The sequence below is a fragment of the Sinomicrobium soli genome (assembly GCF_003285545.1).
In the GTDB taxonomy this organism is placed as follows: Bacteria; Bacteroidota; Bacteroidia; order Flavobacteriales; family Flavobacteriaceae; genus Sinomicrobium.
Genome location: NZ_QLNV01000013.1, coordinates 52,203 through 71,022, shown reverse-complemented (window position 1 = coordinate 71,022; position 18,820 = coordinate 52,203). Strand labels below are relative to the sequence as shown.

9 protein-coding genes are annotated in these 18,820 nt (G+C 49.6%); all 9 read left to right on the top strand.

From position 1 onward, the window contains the following. The first annotated feature begins 211 nt into the window (after positions 1 to 211). The 9 genes from DN748_RS15035 to DN748_RS14995 all read left to right on the top strand — a co-directional run bounded on the left by DN748_RS15035 (position 212) and on the right by DN748_RS14995 (position 18,746). Entirely contained in the window at positions 212 to 1,183 is a 972-nt protein-coding gene (locus tag DN748_RS15035) for a glycoside hydrolase family 43 protein (protein WP_112372654.1), read from the top strand. A 52-nt stretch (positions 1,184 to 1,235) separates the two neighbouring features. Then, complete coding sequence (locus DN748_RS15030) at positions 1,236 to 2,978, top strand: GMC family oxidoreductase (RefSeq protein WP_112372653.1); 1,743 nt, start codon at positions 1,236 to 1,238, stop codon at positions 2,976 to 2,978. Between the two features lie 121 nt (positions 2,979 to 3,099). Beyond that, a complete protein-coding gene (locus tag DN748_RS15025; protein ID WP_112372652.1) occupies positions 3,100 to 3,795 on the top strand; it encodes a gluconate 2-dehydrogenase subunit 3 family protein in 696 nt (231 codons plus the stop codon). A gap of 331 nt (positions 3,796 to 4,126) precedes the next feature. Further along, entirely contained in the window at positions 4,127 to 7,117 is a 2,991-nt protein-coding gene (locus DN748_RS15020; RefSeq protein ID WP_112372651.1) for a SusC/RagA family TonB-linked outer membrane protein, read from the top strand. A 12-nt stretch (positions 7,118 to 7,129) separates the two neighbouring features. Next, the gene (locus tag DN748_RS15015) at positions 7,130 to 8,764 is read left to right on the top strand and encodes a RagB/SusD family nutrient uptake outer membrane protein (protein WP_112372650.1); all 1,635 of its coding nucleotides are present in this window, start codon (positions 7,130 to 7,132) and stop codon (positions 8,762 to 8,764) included. Between the two features lie 634 nt (positions 8,765 to 9,398). Next, positions 9,399 to 12,470 carry a SusC/RagA family TonB-linked outer membrane protein gene (locus DN748_RS15010; protein ID WP_112372649.1) on the top strand — a complete coding sequence of 1,024 codons (3,072 nt, stop codon included), beginning with the start codon at positions 9,399 to 9,401 and terminating at the stop codon, positions 12,468 to 12,470. A gap of 18 nt (positions 12,471 to 12,488) precedes the next feature. Continuing rightward, positions 12,489 to 14,000 carry a RagB/SusD family nutrient uptake outer membrane protein gene (locus DN748_RS15005; protein WP_112372648.1) on the top strand — a complete coding sequence of 504 codons (1,512 nt, stop codon included), beginning with the start codon at positions 12,489 to 12,491 and terminating at the stop codon, positions 13,998 to 14,000. 81 nt (positions 14,001 to 14,081) lie between these two features. Then, entirely contained in the window at positions 14,082 to 16,340 is a 2,259-nt protein-coding gene (locus DN748_RS15000) for a GH92 family glycosyl hydrolase (RefSeq protein ID WP_236636885.1), read from the top strand. Positions 16,341 to 16,349: 9 nt separating this feature from the next. Then, positions 16,350 to 18,746: a GH92 family glycosyl hydrolase gene (locus DN748_RS14995; protein ID WP_112372646.1), complete on the top strand. Its 2,397-nt coding sequence runs from the start codon at positions 16,350 to 16,352 to the stop codon at positions 18,744 to 18,746. Positions 18,747 to 18,820 lie beyond the last annotated feature (74 nt).

Below are 18,820 nucleotides of genomic sequence, written 5' to 3'. Positions count from 1 at the left end.
TTTGCCGGATAGATTTTTTTTCGTAAAATAGCGCAGAAATCGGAAGTTTTCTGCTCTTAAAGGCACTATTTGCAGGGAAATAAACAGATTTGAAGCCCTAAATCCGCTAAAACGTTTTAGCTTGCTTTTTGTAAGAGGTTGATAAAGAGAGCTTCCGGTTATGCCCCGGGCCTGTTCCGGGATTACAGATCATATTTGAAAACCGGCACCTATGAAATACTTTTTCTCGTTTATTTTCCTCTTCTCCGGGATTTCGGTTTTTGCCCAGTCGGGCAAAGCACAGAACAACCCGGTTTTTCCGGGCTGGTATGCCGATCCGGAAGGTATTGTTTTCGACAAGACCTACTGGATATACCCCACCTATTCGGCACCCTACGACAAACAGGTGTTTTTTGATGCTTTTTCTTCTCCCGACCTGGTACACTGGACCAAACACGAGCGCATACTGGATACTGCTTCGGTAAAATGGGCCAGGAGGGCGGTATGGGCTCCTTCCATTATTCAAAAGGACGACCGCTACTTCCTGTTCTTCGGGGCCAATGATATTCAGAGCAATGAAGAACACGGCGGGATAGGGGTTGCCGTAGCCTCCCGCCCGGAAGGACCTTTCCGGGATTACCTGGGGAAACCCCTGATCAGCAGGTTTTACAACGGGGCACAGCCCATAGACCAGTTTGTTTTCCGGGATAAGGACGGGAAGCACTATCTTTTTTACGGAGGCTGGAAACATTGTAATGTGGCTGTGCTGAATGACGATTTTACCGGTTTTGTACCTTTTGAGAGCGGTGAAGTGTTCAGGGAAGTGACCCCGGAAAATTATGTGGAAGGGCCGTTCATGTTCCTGCGGAACGGGAAATACTACTTTATGTGGTCTGAAGGAGGGTGGACCGGTCCCGACTACAGCGTGGCCTATGCCGTGGCAGATTCTCCGCTGGGACCTTTTAAGCGTATAGGCAAGATACTGCAACAGGATACGGATATTGCCACAGGAGCCGGGCACCATTCGGTGATTAAGGTTCCGGGGAAGGACAAATACTATATCGTATACCACCGCAGACCGCTCGGCGAGACAGACCGGAATTCCAGGGAAACCTGTATCGAAGAGATGCATTTCGACGAAAAAGGACATATTCTCCCCGTCAGGATAACACACGAAGGCGTACAGCCGGAACCCCTGAACTAAGAACCGCTTTATTTGATCAATCTATATAATTTTTGCCGTAAACAACAGAAGCATGTCATTTCAGATTAAAGAACAATCAAAAACCTACGACATATGTATCGTGGGGTCCGGGGCCGGGGGAGGGATGGCCGCCCATGTACTGGCCGAAGCCGGCTTCAAGATCGCACTGATGGAAGCCGGGCCTCATTTCGACCCTGCCAATCCCGAACAGCGTACACAGCTGCGATGGCCCTGGGAATCACCGCGGAGAGGGGCCAGTACCGTACGCCCTTTCGGGGATTTTGATATGGCATACGGAGGCTGGGAAATAGACGGAGAGCCCTATACCAAGGAAAACGGTACCGAATTCGACTGGTTCCGCTCCCGAATGCTCGGAGGGCGTACCAACCACTGGGGGAGAATTTCCCTGCGTTTCGGCCCCCTCGATTTTAAACGGAAGGATTACGACGGGAAAGGAGATAACTGGCCCATAGGGTATGAGGATGTGAGGCCTTATTACGACAAGGTGGACAAGCTTATAGGAGTATTCGGTACCCGGGAAAATATTCCCAACGAACCCGACGGGCATTTTCTGCCGCCTCCCAAACCCAGGCTGCACGAACTCTATATCAAGAAAGGGGCCGATAAGGCCGGAATACCCATGATCCCGTCGAGGTTGTCCATACTTACCAAGAGGGTCAACAATACAAGAGGGGCCTGTTTCTTCTGTAACCAGTGCTCCCGTTCCTGCAGTGTGTACGGAGACTTCTCTTCGTCATCCGTCCTGGTAAACCCGGCGATGGAAACCGGTAATGTAGACCTGTACGTTAATGCCATGGTCCGGGAAGTACTCACCGACGGGGAAGGCAAGGCTACCGGGGTTTCCTATGTGAACAAGGAAGACCTGCAGGAATACCGGGTAAAGGCTAAAGTAATTATCATGGCAGCGAGCGCCTGTAGCTCGGCCAGGATACTGCTCAACTCCAGGTCGGAAGCCCATCCTAACGGACTGGCCAATTCCAGTGATGTGGTAGGGAAATACCTGCACGACTCTACCGGGGCGTCGCGTATGGGGTTTGTGCCCTCCCTGATGGACCGCAAGCGGTATAACGAGGACGGTGTGGGAGGTATGCACCTGTATACGCCCTGGTGGCTCAACGACAGCAAAAATCTCGGGTTTACCAGGGGATATCACATCGAATACTGGGGAGGTATGGGAATGCCTGCCTATGGTTTCGGGTTTAATCTGGAGCAGCTTAACGGGCTTGTGCCGGATAAGGACGGGAACAAGAAGAAAGCGGGAGGTTACGGCCTTGACTTTAAAAATGACCTCAGAAGGTTTTACGGCTCTACGTTCGGTATGGCCGGAAGGGGAGAAAGCATCCCGAGAAAAGAGAACTACTGCGAGATAGACCACGATGTGGTAGACAAATACGGCATTCCCGTGCTCAGGTTTAATTACAAGTGGTCTGACGAAGAACGTAAACAGGCCAGGCATATGCACGATACTTTTGAGGAAGTGATCCACGCAATGGGAGGAATTGCCCTGGGCGAAAGACCCGATGCAAGTACCGATTACGGACTGGAAAACCCCGGACGGATTATTCACGAAGTAGGAACCACACGTATGGGCGACGACCCCAAAACCTCTGTAGTGAACAGGTTTAACCAGGCACATGATGTCCCCAACCTCTTTGTGGTAGACGGCGGACCTTTTGTGTCCCAGGCCGATAAGAATCCGACATGGACCATTCTCGCCCTGGCCTGGAGGGCCTCGGATTACCTGAAGGAAGAAATGAAAAAAATGAATATTTAGTGTTTGGATATTAAGTTAACAGGTTATTGAGTTACTAAGTTATTGAGGTCACACGCAATAACTCAATAACTCAGTAACCAAGTAACCAAGTAACCCAATAACTCAGTAACCCATAAATAAAATGGACAGAAGAGAAACCATAAAGACCCTGGTCATGGGCGGAGTAGCCTCCGGACTGATACTTCACGGATGTGTGCCGGGGGAGGAAAAACAGGAACAGCCGGCGGCAGATGCGAAAACCGACAGGGAAGGCTACGGACGTACCCCGGACGAAGCGGCAAGGGATGAAGCGTTGTGGGATAAAACCTTTTTTAACGAACACGAAATGGCTACCATAGCCGTACTTTCCGATATTGTGATCCCGGCCGATGACACCTCCGGTTCGGCTACCGAAGCAGGCGTACCGGAATTTATCGAATTCATAGTCAAGGATATCCCGGAACACCAGGTCCCGATGCGGGGCGGATTGATGTGGCTCGACCGGGAAAGCGGGTTGCGCTTTGACAAACAGTTTATAGCCTGTGCCGGTGAAGAACAGAAAGCGATTGTCGACGATATTGCCTATCCCGAAGAAGCCCTTCCCGAAATGAGACAGGGGGTTGTATTCTTTTCGAGGTTCAGAAACCTTGTGGCCACCGGATTTTACACCAGCCAGATCGGGATAAAAGACCTGGGATATGTGGGTAACACTCCCAATGTGTGGGACGGTGTGCCCCAGGATGTTTTGGATGAACACGGACTGGCCTATGACGAGAAAATGCTGAAGGAGTGTATCAAGCCGGAAGAAAGGGGAGAGATCATGGAATGGGATAGTTAGAAAAGACGTGGGTTTTATACCGACAGTGCGGGAGCGTTGTTTATAAGGTAGTTTTTCGGGTCGTTTTTTAATAAAAAGATAATTTACACGATATTTTTTTGTGATATTGTGTTTTTTTGCGTAAAATAGCAAATGCTAATAAAATGTTAAAGCAAGGGTATGGTTATATCAGCGTTCCGATAACTGTTCCTGGTTTTTGGCATAAAAAGGATCTTTTTTTCACTGTTTTTCGTCATTGTGCTAAAACGTTTCAGTGAGATTTTATTTCGTCATTTTTTATTGAAGGGCGTAGCGCCTCAAAAAATCTTAATTCTAAACTAAACTATCATTTATGAAAACAACTTTAATGCGAAAGCTTGTGTTTTTCGCAGTGCTCTTCTGTGCTGTGGCAACAATACAGGCTCAGGTTACGGTTTCCGGAACCGTATCAGACCAGAACGGTCCCCTGCCCGGGGCCAATATCGTGGTAAAGGGGACTACCCAGGGTACCCAGACCGATTTTGATGGTAATTATACCCTTACCGGGGTAGATGAAGATGCTGTGCTGGTGTTCAGCTACATAGGTTATAAAAACATGGAGGTAGCCGTAGATGGCAGGACTACCGTAAATGCAACTCTTGAGGAAGATGCGCAGGCTCTGGATGAAGTTGTAGTGGTAGGGTACGGGACCCTGAAGCGGAAGGAAGTTACCTCGGCGGTTTCTTCGGTTAAGGCGGAAGATTTTAATCAGGGAGGTGCGCGTTCCCCGATGGACCTGGTCCAGGGGAAGGTAGCCGGGCTCAACATTACAAGGACCCAGGGAAATAACCCGAACTCCAGTGCCTCCATACAGCTCAGGGGAGTCTCTTCACTCCGGGGTACGAGAACGCCATTGATCGTTATAGATGGCATCCCGGGAGGAAATCTCGATCTTTTGCAACAGGATGATATCGCTTCCATAGATGTGCTGAAAGACGGTTCTGCCGCAGCCATTTACGGGACAAGGGGAAATTCCGGGGTAATACTGGTCACCACAAAAAAAGGTAAGAGCGGTGCTGCACAATACGAGTATAATACGTACTTCCAGCGCGAGTTTGTAGACAACAAGCCCGATTATCTGAGCGCTTCCGAATTCCGTGACCTGATTGCACAAGGGGTGGTTTCGGAAGACCAGGACCTGGGGTACAGCACCGATCTTTACGACGAATTGATCGACAAGAACAACCTCAGTCAATATCACAATTTCTCGGCTTCCGGGGGAAGTGAAAAAACGAATTACAGGGCTTCCCTGTATTATAACGATGCCAATGGTATTGCCAGGGAAAACGGACGGGAACAATTCGGAGCGCGGGTCAATGTCAATCAGAAAGGGTTACAGGACAGGTTGAGCCTTCAGGTAAACCTGGCCTCGAACTTCAACAAGGCCGATCTGCTGGGCGGGGGGTATACCCTGACAGACCGCGGTGATTTTGACCGTACCACCGGAAGCGATTTCGAACAGGCGATACAGCGAAACCCTACTGCTCCCATTTACAATGAAGACGGTAGTTTTTATGAAACCCAGGGGTACAACAACTACAACCCGTTGTCCAGGCTGGAAAACCGGATACTGGAACGCAATCAGCAGACATTTTCCGGAGATGCCCGGCTGACCCTCGATATTATCGACGGTTTAACGGCATCGGCCTTCGGGTCTTATGTCAGGAACAGCTACAATACCCGCCACTACCGCTCTACGAACGACTGGGACCAGAGAGAGAATTCCGACTACCAGGGGATGGCCTATGCGTCCAAATTCAATTACCTGAACTGGTCCAAAACCTTTGAGTCTACCGTTAATTACAATACGACCTTTGACGAAGATCACACCATCGGGGCCATTGTGGGATACAGCTATCAGTATGAGACTACCGAGACCTTTAATGTAAACAACAACGGGTTTACTACCGATGGTTTTCTCGACTGGAGTCTTGGCGACGGTACTGCTATAAACAATACCAACCTACCCCGCCCGGGGATGGGGAGTTTTAAGGAAGACAACACCCTGATCGCCTTTTTCGGACGTGTAAATTACGCTTACCGCGAAAAATATTTTGCCCAGTTTATTTTGCGGCGGGAGGGGTCTTCCCGTTTCGGGGCCAATCACAAATGGGGGAATTTCCCCGCTGCTTCCGTAGGTTGGGCCATAGGTGAAGAAGATTTTATGAGTGCGGTTCCCGAAATAAGCAGCCTCAAGCTGAGAGTGGGTTACGGGGTAACGGGAAACCAGGGGATTCCCAACTATCAGTCGCTGATCTCATTGAGCGGAGGGGGCGCCTATCCGCTGGGCGGGGTGTATTACCAGACCTACGGCCCGGGGAGGAACCCCAACCCGGACCTTAAATGGGAAGAAAAGAAAGAGTGGAATTTCGGACTGGATTTCGGCGTATTGGACAACAGGATAAGCGGATCTGTCGATGTGTATAACAGGGTTACCGAAGACCTGTTGTACGATTATATAGTGCAGCAGCCTTCTTTTGTGCGCGACAGATTATATACGAATGTGGGAACCCTGCGCAACAAGGGAGTGGAAGTAGTGATCTCGGCGATTCCCGTTCAAAAGGAAGACTTTGTCTGGAATGTCGATTTTGCGGGCAACTCACAGTTTAACAAACTGGAGCGCCTGTCGAACGACCAGTTCCAGGCCAACTGGCTGCAGTTCGGCGGACTTCCTTCTCCCGGAAACCTCGGAGATGCCATTCGCCTGGAAGAAGGCGGAGCGGTAGGTAATTTTTACGGGAAGCGGTTTGCCGGGTTTACCGACGATGGCAAATGGCTGTTTTACAAGGCAGACGGCTCTACCGGAACGGCTTCTGAAATGAATGAAAACGACCTGGCCGTTATCGGTAACGGGGTGCCGAAATACCAGGCCTCCTTAAGCAATACCTTCAGGTACAAGAATTTTGATCTGACCGTTTTCTTCCGGGGGAAATTTGATTTCGAGATACTGAACACCAAGGATATGTATTTCGGAAATAAAAAATGGTTGCCCAACAACCTGTTAAAAAGTGCAATTACCACCCACAATCAACTTGACGATGATCCGCAGTATTCGGATTATTATATCGAAAAGGGAGATTTTGTAAAGCTGGACAATATTACCCTGGGATATAATTTTGATTTAAAGACCAAATATATACGAAACCTCAGGGTATATCTTACCGGAAGGAATATAGCGACATTTACGGGATATAGCGGAATAGATCCCGAACTGGAAGATGCCGGTTTTGAGACCGGGATAGATAGCAGAGGGTTTTATCCCAGGACCAAATCCTGGACGATTGGTTTGAATGTTGGATTCTAAAAAGACACGACGATGAAAAAATATATAAAAAAGATAATCTATATATTGATTACGGGCCTTTTGTTCGGAACGAACGGATGTACGGATCTGGACGAAGAACTTTACAGCGACCTGGTAAAGGACAACTTTTACCGCAACAGGCTTGAAGTATTGCAGGCTGCCCTGCGCCCGATAACCCATATGGGAGCCTGGATTGCGCCCAGCGGACAAAACGGGTATTACTATCATTCCGAACTTTCTTCCGACCAGCTGGCGTGGCCGCAGAAGGGAAGGCACGGTTATGACGGGGGAGATCACTTCCGGCAGCACTATCATACCTGGACCAGTAATGAAGGAAGAATGCGTACGGCATGGACGCTGTTGTGGACCGGCGTAGGGTATATCAATGCGGCCATAGAGGATATTTCGGCCATAGAAGACGCGACAGCACTCGAAATGACCGATACGGAGCTGGAAAGCATATTGTCTGAACTTCGGGTACTCCGGGCTTTTCACTATATGAAGATCATGGAACTCTGGGGAAATGTCCCGGTCGTAACGGAAATTGCTTACGGACAGCCTACGAATCCCGAAACCAGGCCCCGTGAAGAGGTTTTCGATTTTATCAGGACCGAACTGGAAGAAAATGTACCCAATCTTCAGCCCTATTCGGAAGAACTGATAGGAAGGGTTACCGCTACGGCCGGTTATGCCATGCTTTCCGAATTATACCTGAATGCGGAAAAATGGACAGGAACTCCCATGTGGGACGAGTGTATCGCGGCATGCGACAAGATCATCGAAGGAGAGGCCGGAGGAATTAACGGGACCCCTCAGCTCGCGCCCGACCTGCTTGAGACTTTCGGGAATACCAACAGGAATGCGAGAGAAAACCTCTTTCAGATCGCTTATAGCCGGGATGGAGGAAACACTCTTGATTGGGGAGGATTTTTTATGGGCTACGACAACATCAAGGAGGTACTCAATGTAGGTTATGGAGGATGGAATGCCTTTGTGGTTATTCCGAGTGCTTTTGATGCCTTTGAAGAAAACGACCTCAGAAAAGAAGAGTGGTTCCTTTTCGGCCCGCAATATAAATACGGGACCGACGAACCGGTTATGGGAACCGAGGAATGGGAAGGGCAACCTTTTGTGTATGTCAATAGTATCCGGAGAGAAAGCGAAGGCGATACCAGCAGTGAGGGAAGTATGGCCGAAGGCGAGGAGAACAGCGGCGCACGGTTTCACAAGTATAAATCGGGAACCCTTGATGACGAAAACTATCAGGAAAACAATTATGTTATCTATCGCCTGACCGAAATTTATTTTAACAAGGCCGAAGCATTGATGCGCAGGAATGACGGTGTTGCTCCCCAGGAGGCTGTCGATCTGGTCAATGCCAGCAAGGAAAGGGCATTTACCGGGGCAGACTGGCCGGATGCAATGTATACTACGGCCACGCTTACCATGGATGAACTCCTGGCGGAAAGGGGAAGGGAATTTATTTTTGAAGGCAAAAGGCGGACCGACCTGATAAGGTTTGATAAGTATGTTACCGCAAGCTGGTGGGATCACGAACCTTCGAATGACCCGAACAGGGAATTATATCCCATACCATCTAACCAGATTGCCAGTAACCCCAACCTGAAGCAGAACCCCGGGTATTAAACTGTAAAACAAGTAAAGCAAGTGAAAAAGAGGGCCATATCGTCCCTCTTTTTCGTTTTATATCATAACCGGCATTTGCAAACAAGAATCCGGAGGCAGGAGTAGCCGATGATTTCCGCAAATGACGGTCATTGCAATTGCAGCCGGGTTTGATAACAGTAAAACAGCTTGCCGGTAATCTTTGTTTTTAATGAATTTTGTATAAATTATGTTAATAAGGGGTTATCGCTTAATCAAATATTGTTTTTTGTGTAAATTGATCTTGAAAAGTATGTGTTTAGTAATAATAATCTATAAAGGAAAGCCAATGGTGTTTTCTTAAAAATACAATTCTATGACCTTATTTTTGCCAGATATATTTTTTTTGCGTAAAATAGCATGTCTGAACAAAGTGTTAAAAATTAACAACCAAATCTGTAAATCTTTACTCACCGGATGAAATGTGAAATGTCCTTGTGCCGAAATGTACCTGATTTTTTTCGGCTCGTATTCTGCAGATTTTCCCTGCGTTTTATAACGGGTGAACGAGGGGGGGATTAAAAATTTTCACATTTCGCTAAAACGTTTTAGCCGAACATTTAATGAAAATCAGGGAGAAGATTTATTAAAAACCTTAATTCTAAACCATTTATCTATGAAGACAAGTTTAATGCGAAGGCTTTTGCTTTTTACAGCATTTTTTTGTGCTGTCGGGGCACAAGTGTATGCTCAGATTACGGTTTCCGGGACCGTTTCTGATGCTACAGGACCTCTTCCCGGGGCCAATATTGTGGTCAAGGGAACGACCAACGGTACCCAGTCTGATTTTGACGGGAATTATACCCTGGACGGTGTTCCCGAAGATGCCGTATTGGTGTTCAGCTATATCGGTTACAGGGAACAGGAAATCGATGTATCGGGAGAGACAACCCTGAATGTTACTCTTGAAGAGGATACCCAGGCTCTGGATGAAGTGGTGGTCGTTGGTTACGGAACGCAAAGAAGATCTGACCTGACAGGGGCAGTCTCGACAGTTAGCAGCGAATCGCTCCAGGAAGCGCCGGTAACCAACCCCGAACAGGCCCTGGCGGGCAGGGCGGCCGGGGTCAATGTGTCTACCAACTCCGGGCGTCCGGGAGGTAACACCAACGTCAGGATACGTGGTAACAACTCCATTAATGCCAGTAATGGTCCGCTGTACGTGGTAGACGGGGTCATTGGGGCCGGGCCTATCAATTACCTGAACCCCAACGATATCGAATCGATGGAGGTACTGAAAGACGCTTCCGCTACCGCGATCTACGGGGCCCGGGGCGCTAACGGGGTCATTATCATTACTACAAAAAGAGGAAGCAAGGAAGGTGGCCGCGTCAGTTACGATACCTTCCTGAGCATAGGGGAGCTTTCCAAAAGACTGGATGTTCTCAACGCACAGGAGTTTCTGCAGGTGGAGATGAATGCGTATAACAATGCCAGTATCTACGACCCGGACGAGTGGGCCAACGGGATATATGTAAACCCTATGGAATACAGGGAGAACCGTCGGCTTTTTGATGCCGAAGGCAACCCGCTGTACGATACCGACTGGCAAAAGGAAGCCATGCGTACCGCAATTACACAGAACCATAACCTTTCCTTTACCGGGGGCAACGACGATACCTCGTACGGGATATTCCTGAACTATGCAGATCAGGAAGGTATTGTCAAGCAATCGTATTTGAAACGGTATTCCGGCCGGTTCGTGATAGACAGCCAGGTCAAGGAATGGATGAAAGTAAGCGGGGGCATTACCTTTAACCACATCGAGGAGAACAGGGTCGACGGTTCGGTAGGAGGCCTTACTCCGCTGAGAATGATCGTGGAGACCCTTCCGATAATTCCTGTAAAGTATGAAGACGGTAGCTGGGGCGGCAATGGGGACTACCCCAATATGGAGGGGGGCGAAAACCCCGTAAACCTGCTGGAGAACAGAAAGGATATTTTCAAGACCCAGAGTGTTCTGGGGGATGTCAGTGCAACTATCGACCTGGCGGAAGGGCTGGAACTCAAGACCAGTCTCGGAATGAATATCCAGAATATCCAGGAAAGCTTTTACTCCGGTAAGGACCTGCGTCAGCTCAGTGCGGACTACAACGGGGAGGCCTGGGTAGAAAATACCAGGACCAACTACTGGCAGTTTGAGAACTACCTGACCTATACGAAGGAATTTAATGAAGACCACAGGCTTACCGCCCTGGCCGGACTGGGATGGCAGCAGTACGACTTTTTCAGGAGCCGTGCGGGAAGCAGGGGCTTTAACGATGATTTCTATATGTGGAATAATCTCGAAGCGGGATCTAACCCGCTCACCCCTACCTCGCTGAACGAAAAATGGGCCATGAATTCCTATTTTGCCCGGGTAAATTACAGCCTGATGAACAAATACCTGTTTACGGTAACGGGCCGGCTCGACGGTTCTTCGAAATTCGGGGCCGATAAAAAAAGGGCTTTCTTTCCCTCGGCGGCATTTGCGTGGAAAGTTTCGGAAGAAGATTTCCTGAGAGACAGCCACGGACTGTCTACATTAAAGCTCAGAACGAGCTACGGTGAAACCGGGAACTCTGAAATAGGGGTTTACCAGTCTCTGGCCAATATGGCGGCAAATACGGCTATCCTGGGCGGAGACAGGGCCTCGGGCACAGGGATAGGTTCGCTGGCCAACCCGGACCTGAAATGGGAAAAGACCGCACAGTTCGATGCCGGTGTGGAATTCGGTTTCTTTGACAACCGCATAAGACTGGAAACCGATTTTTACTATAAAAAGACGACCGACATGTTGCTCGATGCCCCGATCCCTACCTCCAGCGGTTATTCCAGTATTTATACCAATGTCGGGAGTATGGAGAACAAGGGATTTGAAATTTCCCTGAATACGACCAATATCGATACCGAGGATTTTACCTGGACCACATCTTTTAACCTCTCCGTGAACAAAAACGAGATCCTGGCCCTGGGAGAGGCGGATGACGATATATTTCCCAATCCCTGGTTCCTTTCCAATACCAATATTCTGAGAGTCGGAGAGTCGGTCGGGTCTTTTTACGGTCTCAAAAGACTGGGTACCTGGGGGGCTGACGAGGCCTCGGAAGCGGCGTCGTACGGGGCCTTGCCGGGAGATATCAAGCATGCCGATACCAACGGGGACGGACAGATCAACGATGCGGACCGTGTGATCATAGGAAATGGTTTTGCCGAAGGCTTCGGGGCCTTGTTCAATACCTTCCGCTACAAGAATTTCGACCTGACCCTGGATTTGCAGTTTATGTACGGGAACGATATCCTGAACCTTTCAAAACATTCCGGGGAAGACAGGACGGGACAGGCGAACAGTTATGCTACCGTACTGAACGGATGGACACCGGACAATCAGAATACCATGATTGCAGCCAACAGGCCCGTAAGAGCCGGATACACTTCTACGGTAGACAGCAGAATGGTGGAGGACGGGTCCTTTATCAGGGGGCGCAACCTGATCCTGGGGTATAATTTTCCCTCGGAGGTACTGGATAAATTAAGGCTCGGGAACCTGAGGGTTTACGCATCTCTTCAGAACTTTTTTATTATAACCGATTACAGCGGTTATGATCCCGAAGTGACTACCTACGGGGATGCCTTTGCCCAGGGGATCACCTTTTTTGACTATCCCAAACCCAGAACGTATACTATTGGGTTGAACGTAAGTTTTTAATCTGAAAAATCAGGAGCAATGAAATTGATCAAACATACATATATGGCAGCTCTGGGCAGTATTGCATTACTGCTCGGATCGTGTTCGGATTTTCTCGAAGAGGATAACAAATCCAACTATACGGAAGATGAATATTTTCAAACGGCAGACCAGGCCGAAGCCGCTATTAATACACTTTACACGGAGCTAAGGTTTGTGTCCGACGGCTCCGGGACGTACGGGGAAAGCCCGTTTATGATGCTGGAATTCCCTACCGGGCTTGTAAATACCGAGGTAGGGCAGAGCCAGGCCAATAATGACCTGCGTACCCTGACTACCAATGCAGAGAACAATTACCTTTTCGTATGGTGGGAGAGGTCGTATAAGATAATCGCAAACGCCAATCTGGCCATTGAGCGTATCCCTGAAATCGAGGGAATGGATGAAAACCAGGTCAGTAACCTGATAGGGCAGGCCAGGTTTATGCGTGCCTTCAGTTATTTCAACCTGGTAAGGATCTTCGGGGATGTGCCGCTGATCCTGGAACCGGTAGAAGCTGATTCGGAATTGCTGTATCCCGAGAGGTCTCCGCAGGCAGATGTTTATGAGCTTATTGTACAGGACCTTACAGATGCTGAAAATGCCAGTCTGCCCGAGACTGACGATAGCGGAAGGGTTACCCTCGGAACGGTAAAGTCTCTGCTCTCCAGTGTTTACCTCACTATGGCAGGCTATCCCTTACAGGCAGGGGATCAGTATTATCAACTCGCAGCCGATAAGGCTAAGGAAGTGATAGATGATTTTGATTACGAGCTGTTTGATACCTACGGTAAACTTCATGACAAGGAGAATGAGAACAGCGGGGAATTTATTTTTCAGAACCAGTATTTTGCCGGTGCAAATATTACCAATGGCCTTACTGCCTGGTTGCTGCCGCGCGCAAAAAAGATATCCAGGTTCTCTGATGAATTCGGATGTATGTACCCTACCAATAGCTTTATAGCGTCTCATGAGGCCGGAGATAAGCGGATAGAAGAGCAGGAATTTTATTTTACCGAATATCCTTCTATTGAAAATGCGGACAATACCGTTTCTTTCGGCAATTATTATATTTTTAAATATTTTAATGAAGATGCGGTGTTGAGCACGGCTCAAAACGACCTGAACTGGACATTTATCCGTTATGCGGAAGTACTGTTGACTTATGCGGAGGCCGGTTTTGAGGCTTACGGAGCTACCGCAGAGGTGCTGGATGCCGTAAACCAGGTGCGCGACAGGGCCAACCTGCCGCTTTTTGATGCCTCGGTAAGCCGGGAAGATATCTGGAAAGAGCGTTTTCACGAACTGGCTTTTGAAAACAAGACCTGGTTCGATATGGTAAGAAGGAGGAAAGTACTCAACCTCGAGTCCGGGCAATGGGATGATTTTGTGGGACATAGGTTCTCTTACGGAGAAAATCCCCCTACCCTTACGGAAAAGTACCTGCTGTTTCCCGTACCCCAAAGAGAGATTAACAACAATACCAAACTGTCCCAGAACCCGGGGTGGTAGATAAGAAAACCGTATTTTTAATAAATTTTTAAACCTCCTATGAATAAGAGATCATTAACAGTATTTCTACTCGCCGTAACAATGCTGTCCGGAGTGCCCCGGGCGCAGACGGTTATGGTAGACCGGGTGGAGAACCCGGTGGAATGGGCCAGTCCGCTAATGGGAACCGATTCCAAACACAGTCTTTCCAACGGTAATGTATACCCGGCAATTGCCCGCCCGTGGGGGATGAATTTCTGGACGCCCCAGACCGGGGAAATGGGCGATGGCTGGGCGTATATGTACAGTGCAGACAAGATACGGGGGTTCAAACAGACGCATCAGCCCTCACCGTGGATGAATGATTACGGACAGTTTGCCATCATGCCGGTAACGGGAGAACTGCGGTTTGACCAGGACGGCCGTGCCAGCTGGTTTTCCCACAAGGCCGAAACGGTAACGCCGTATTACTACAGCGTTTACCTGGCCGACCACGATGTGACTACCGAGATCACGCCAACCGAACGGGCGGCGCGTTTTCGCTTTACCTTCCCGGAGAACGACAAGTCGTTTGTGGTTGTCGATGCCTTCGACAAAGGGTCCCGGGTAAAGATCATCCCTTCCGAAAACAAGATTATCGGTTACACTACCAAAAACAGCGGAGGGGTACCGGATAATTTCAAAAATTACTTTGTTATCGTATTTGATAAACCTTTTGAATTTACCCATACCTTCAGCGGGGACAAGCTGGGCGATGCCCTCGAGGTCGAGGCCGATCACGCCGGTGCTGTTATAGGATTCAGGACAGGAAAGGGAGAACAGGTCAATGCAAAAGTGGCTTCTTCCTTTATAAGCTACGAGCAGGCAGAGCGCAATCTCAACGAGATCGGCAACGACGGTTTCGATACAGTAAAACAAAAGGGATACGACGAGTGGAACAAGGTACTGGGGCGCATTACCCCCGAAGGAGGTACCGTGGAGCAGATGCGTACGTTCTATTCCTGCCTGTACCGCTCGCTGCTGTTCCCGAGAAAGTTTTTCGAATACGATGAAAATGGTGATGTAGTACATTACAGCCCTTACAACGGGGAGGTCCTGCCCGGCTATATGTTTACCGATACCGGTTTCTGGGATACCTTCCGTTCCCTTTTCCCCTTCCTGAACCTGCTGTACCCGGAGATGAACGCCCAGATGCAGGAAGGCCTGGCCAATGCCTATAAGGAAAGCGGATGGCTGCCGGAATGGGCCAGCCCGGGGCTCAGGAACGTCATGGTGGGGAATAATTCCGCCTCCGTGGTCTCCGATGCCTACCTGAAGATCGGGGAAGACTTCGATTACGATATCGAGACCCTGTACGAAGCGTTGATCCACGGGGCAAACAACGCCGGTCCGCTCACTGCCGTGGGACGTGCCGGAGCAGCGTATTACACAGACCTCGGTTATGTGCCCTATGACGTTGGCATCAACGAAAATGCAGCCCGTACCCTGGAGTATGCCTACGATGATTTTACCATCTATCAACTGGCCAAAAAACTGGGAAAACCCAAAAAGGAAATAAAGCGCTATAAAAAACGGAGCCTTAATTACAAAAATCTTTTTGACCCTGAGACCAGGCTGATGAGGGGAAAGAACAAGGATGGCAAATTCATGGCGCCTTTCAATCCCTTCAAATGGGGTGATGCCTTTACCGAAGGGAACAGCTGGCATTACACCTGGTCGGTATTTCACGACGTGCAGGGGCTTATAGACCTGATGGGGGGAGAAAAGGAGTTCGTAAAGCAACTGGACACCGTATTCAGCCTGCCCCCTGTATTTGACGACAGTTATTACGGTGGTGTGATCCACGAGATCCGCGAAATGCAGATCGCCGATATGGGCCAGTACGCACACGGGAACCAGCCCATACAGCATATGATCTACCTGTATAACTACGCGGGAGAACCCTGGAAAGCCCAATACTGGGTACGTGAAACCATGGAGCGGATGTACCGGCCTACTCCAGACGGGTACTGCGGGGATGAGGATAACGGGCAAACCTCGGCCTGGTATGTGTTCTCAGCCATGGGATTCTACCCGGTATGCCCTGCTACCGATCAATACGTGATGGGAGCTCCGCTGTTTAAGAAGATGACCCTGAAATTGCAGAACGGGAAGGAAGTGGTGATCAACGCTCCCGGAAATGACAGGGACAACCGGTATATCAGCAGGATGAGCGTCAACGGACAGGAGTACGGCAAAAACTGGCTGAGCCACGAGGAACTCATGAAAGGGGCCGTGATCGATATGGAGATGTCCGGGGAGCCCAACCGGAACCGGGGAACGGATAAGGCTGATTTTCCCTATTCCCTGTCTAATGAATAAAAGTATAATATGTCGGAACATTCAGAACAAATGAGACCTGCCGTATATCCCTTTCTCAGGAAGGGATATACGGGGCTTATGATCGCCACCTCGGTTTTGCTGGCGGCATGCTCAGATCATAAGGAAACAGCTTCCCGGGCTTCGGAAAACGGAGAAAAACAGGAAATACAAGACCTGGCCCGTTATGTGGATCCCATGATCGGTACGGCAAAAATGGGCCATACCTACCCCGGGGCCACCGTGCCTTTCGGAAGCGTACAGCTCAGCCCGGATACCGATACCATACCCTATGCGGTAGACGGGAAATACAACCCCGATGTATACCGGTACTGTGCAGGCTATCAATACGACGACCAGACCATAGTGGGGTTCAGCCATACCCATTTCAGCGGTACCGGGCACTCCGACCTGGGTGATTTTCTCGTGATGCCCACTATGGGAGAACTGCAACTCAATCCGGGAACGGCAGATAAACCGGAAAACGGCTTCCGTTCGCGGTTTTCCCATGACCATGAGAAAGCCGAACCGGCCTATTACAGTGTACTGCTCGACGATCATGGCATCAATGCCGAACTCACGGCCAGCAACCGGGTGGGCATGCACCGGTATACTTTTCCCGAAACGGAAAAGGCCCATGTCATACTCGACCTCATGTCGGGCATCTACAATTACGATGATAAGAATGTATGGACCTTTGTGAGGGTGGAAAACGATACCCTGGTTACCGGTTACCGGCAAACCCACGGCTGGGCGCGTACCCGTACGGTGTATTTTGCCATGTCGTTCAGCAAGCCATTTGTGAATTACGGCCAGGCCAATTACGACAACAATGTGTACAAGGGGTTCTGGCGGAAGTTTGACCAGAATGAGAATTTTCCGGAAATGGCCGGGAAAAAGCTGCGTACCTACTTCGATTTTGACGTGGAAAAAGGGGAACAGGTACAGGTGAAACTGGCCATATCACCGGTAAGTACCGAAGGGGCCCTGGCCAACATGGAGGAGGAAATCCCCCATTGGGATTTCGACCGTGTGCGTGAAGAAGGCCGGGAACTGTGGAACAGGGAACTGAACAAGGCGGTGGTGGAAACCGTGTCTGACGAGGACAAGGTCAGTTTTTATACCGCCATGTACCACGCCTTCCTCGGCCCTACCGAATATATGGATGTGGATGGCCAATACCGGGGGCTGGACATGAACGTGCACCAGGCCGGAGATTTTGTGAATTATACCAGCTTTTCACTATGGGATACCTACCGTGCGCTGCATCCGTTGTTTAATGTATTGCAGCCTTCCCGCAATGCCGATATGGTCAGGTCGATGATGGCGCATTACGACCAGAGCGTACATCCCATGCTGCCCGTATGGTCGCACTACGCCAACGAGAACTGGTGCATGATAGGATATCACAGTGTTTCGGTGATTGCCGATGCCATCGTAAAGGGCAATGCGGATTTTGATGCGGAACACGCCCTTGAAGCCAGCGTAAGGTCGGCCAGGGTACCTTATTATGACGGACTCGGATATTATATGGACCTGGGCTATGTGCCGGAAGACAAAAGCGGGGCATCGGTCTCCAAAACGCTGGAATACGCCTATGACGACTGGGCCATTGCACAGGCGGCAAAAAAACTCGGGAAGAACAAGGAGTATGAGGAGTTTATGGCGAGATCGGAAAATTACAAAAACGTATTCGACAGTACCATCGGCTTTATGAGGCCGAAGCTCAGCGACGGTACGTTCAAAAAAGATTTTGACCCCCTGGACACGCACGGGCAGGGCTTTATAGAGGGGAATGCCTGGAATTACAGCCTTTACGTCCCTCACGACCCTGCTGCCATGATCGGTATGATGGGAGGAAAGGAATTCTTTTCCAGTCACCTCGACACCCTGTTTACGATGGACCTGCCTGACAAGTATTTCGAGAAGACCGAAGATATCAGCCGGGAGGGGATCATCGGGAACTACGTGCACGGCAATGAGCCTTCGCACCATGTGGTGTACCTGTACAACTGGACCGACACGCCCTGGAAATCCAACGACAAGATACGGATGATCCTCCGCAGCATGTACCGGACCGGGGCAGACGGTCTGGGCGGGAACGACGATTTCGGGCAGATGAGTGCCTGGTACATTTTCAGCGCTCTCGGCTTCTATCCCGTAGCTCCCGGTTCGGCAGACTATGCCCTCGGAAGCCCGGCGGTAAAACACGCCGTCCTCAACCTCGAGAACGGAAACACCTTTGAAGTGGTTGCCGAAAACCAGTCTGATGACCATGTGTATGTAGAAAAGGCAGAGCTCAACGGAGAAGTATTGCAACGGCCTTTTATCACTCATGAGGACATTCTCGCGGGAGGGACCCTGAAATTTTATATGAGCGATAAACCCAACACAACCCTTTACCGGTAATTGCTCCTGATTACCGGTAGCCCCTCCGGACCCCGGGTCCGGAGGGGTTTTTTATTCCCGGTTTTCCCCTGTTA

Excerpts from the sequence above, each read along its gene's own strand:
- DN748_RS15035 (WP_112372654.1), top strand. The coding sequence starts at position 212 with ATGAAATACTTTTTCTCGTTTATTTTCCTCTTCTCCGGGATTTCGGTT.
- DN748_RS15030 (WP_112372653.1), top strand. The coding sequence starts at position 1,236 with ATGTCATTTCAGATTAAAGAACAATCAAAAACCTACGACATATGTATC.
- DN748_RS15025 (WP_112372652.1), top strand. The coding sequence starts at position 3,100 with ATGGACAGAAGAGAAACCATAAAGACCCTGGTCATGGGCGGAGTAGCC.
- DN748_RS15020 (WP_112372651.1), top strand. The coding sequence starts at position 4,127 with ATGAAAACAACTTTAATGCGAAAGCTTGTGTTTTTCGCAGTGCTCTTC.
- DN748_RS15015 (WP_112372650.1), top strand. The coding sequence starts at position 7,130 with ATGAAAAAATATATAAAAAAGATAATCTATATATTGATTACGGGCCTT.
- DN748_RS15010 (WP_112372649.1), top strand. The coding sequence starts at position 9,399 with ATGAAGACAAGTTTAATGCGAAGGCTTTTGCTTTTTACAGCATTTTTT.
- DN748_RS15005 (WP_112372648.1), top strand. The coding sequence starts at position 12,489 with ATGAAATTGATCAAACATACATATATGGCAGCTCTGGGCAGTATTGCA.
- DN748_RS15000 (WP_236636885.1), top strand. The coding sequence starts at position 14,082 with ATGCTGTCCGGAGTGCCCCGGGCGCAGACGGTTATGGTAGACCGGGTG.
- DN748_RS14995 (WP_112372646.1), top strand. The coding sequence starts at position 16,350 with ATGTCGGAACATTCAGAACAAATGAGACCTGCCGTATATCCCTTTCTC.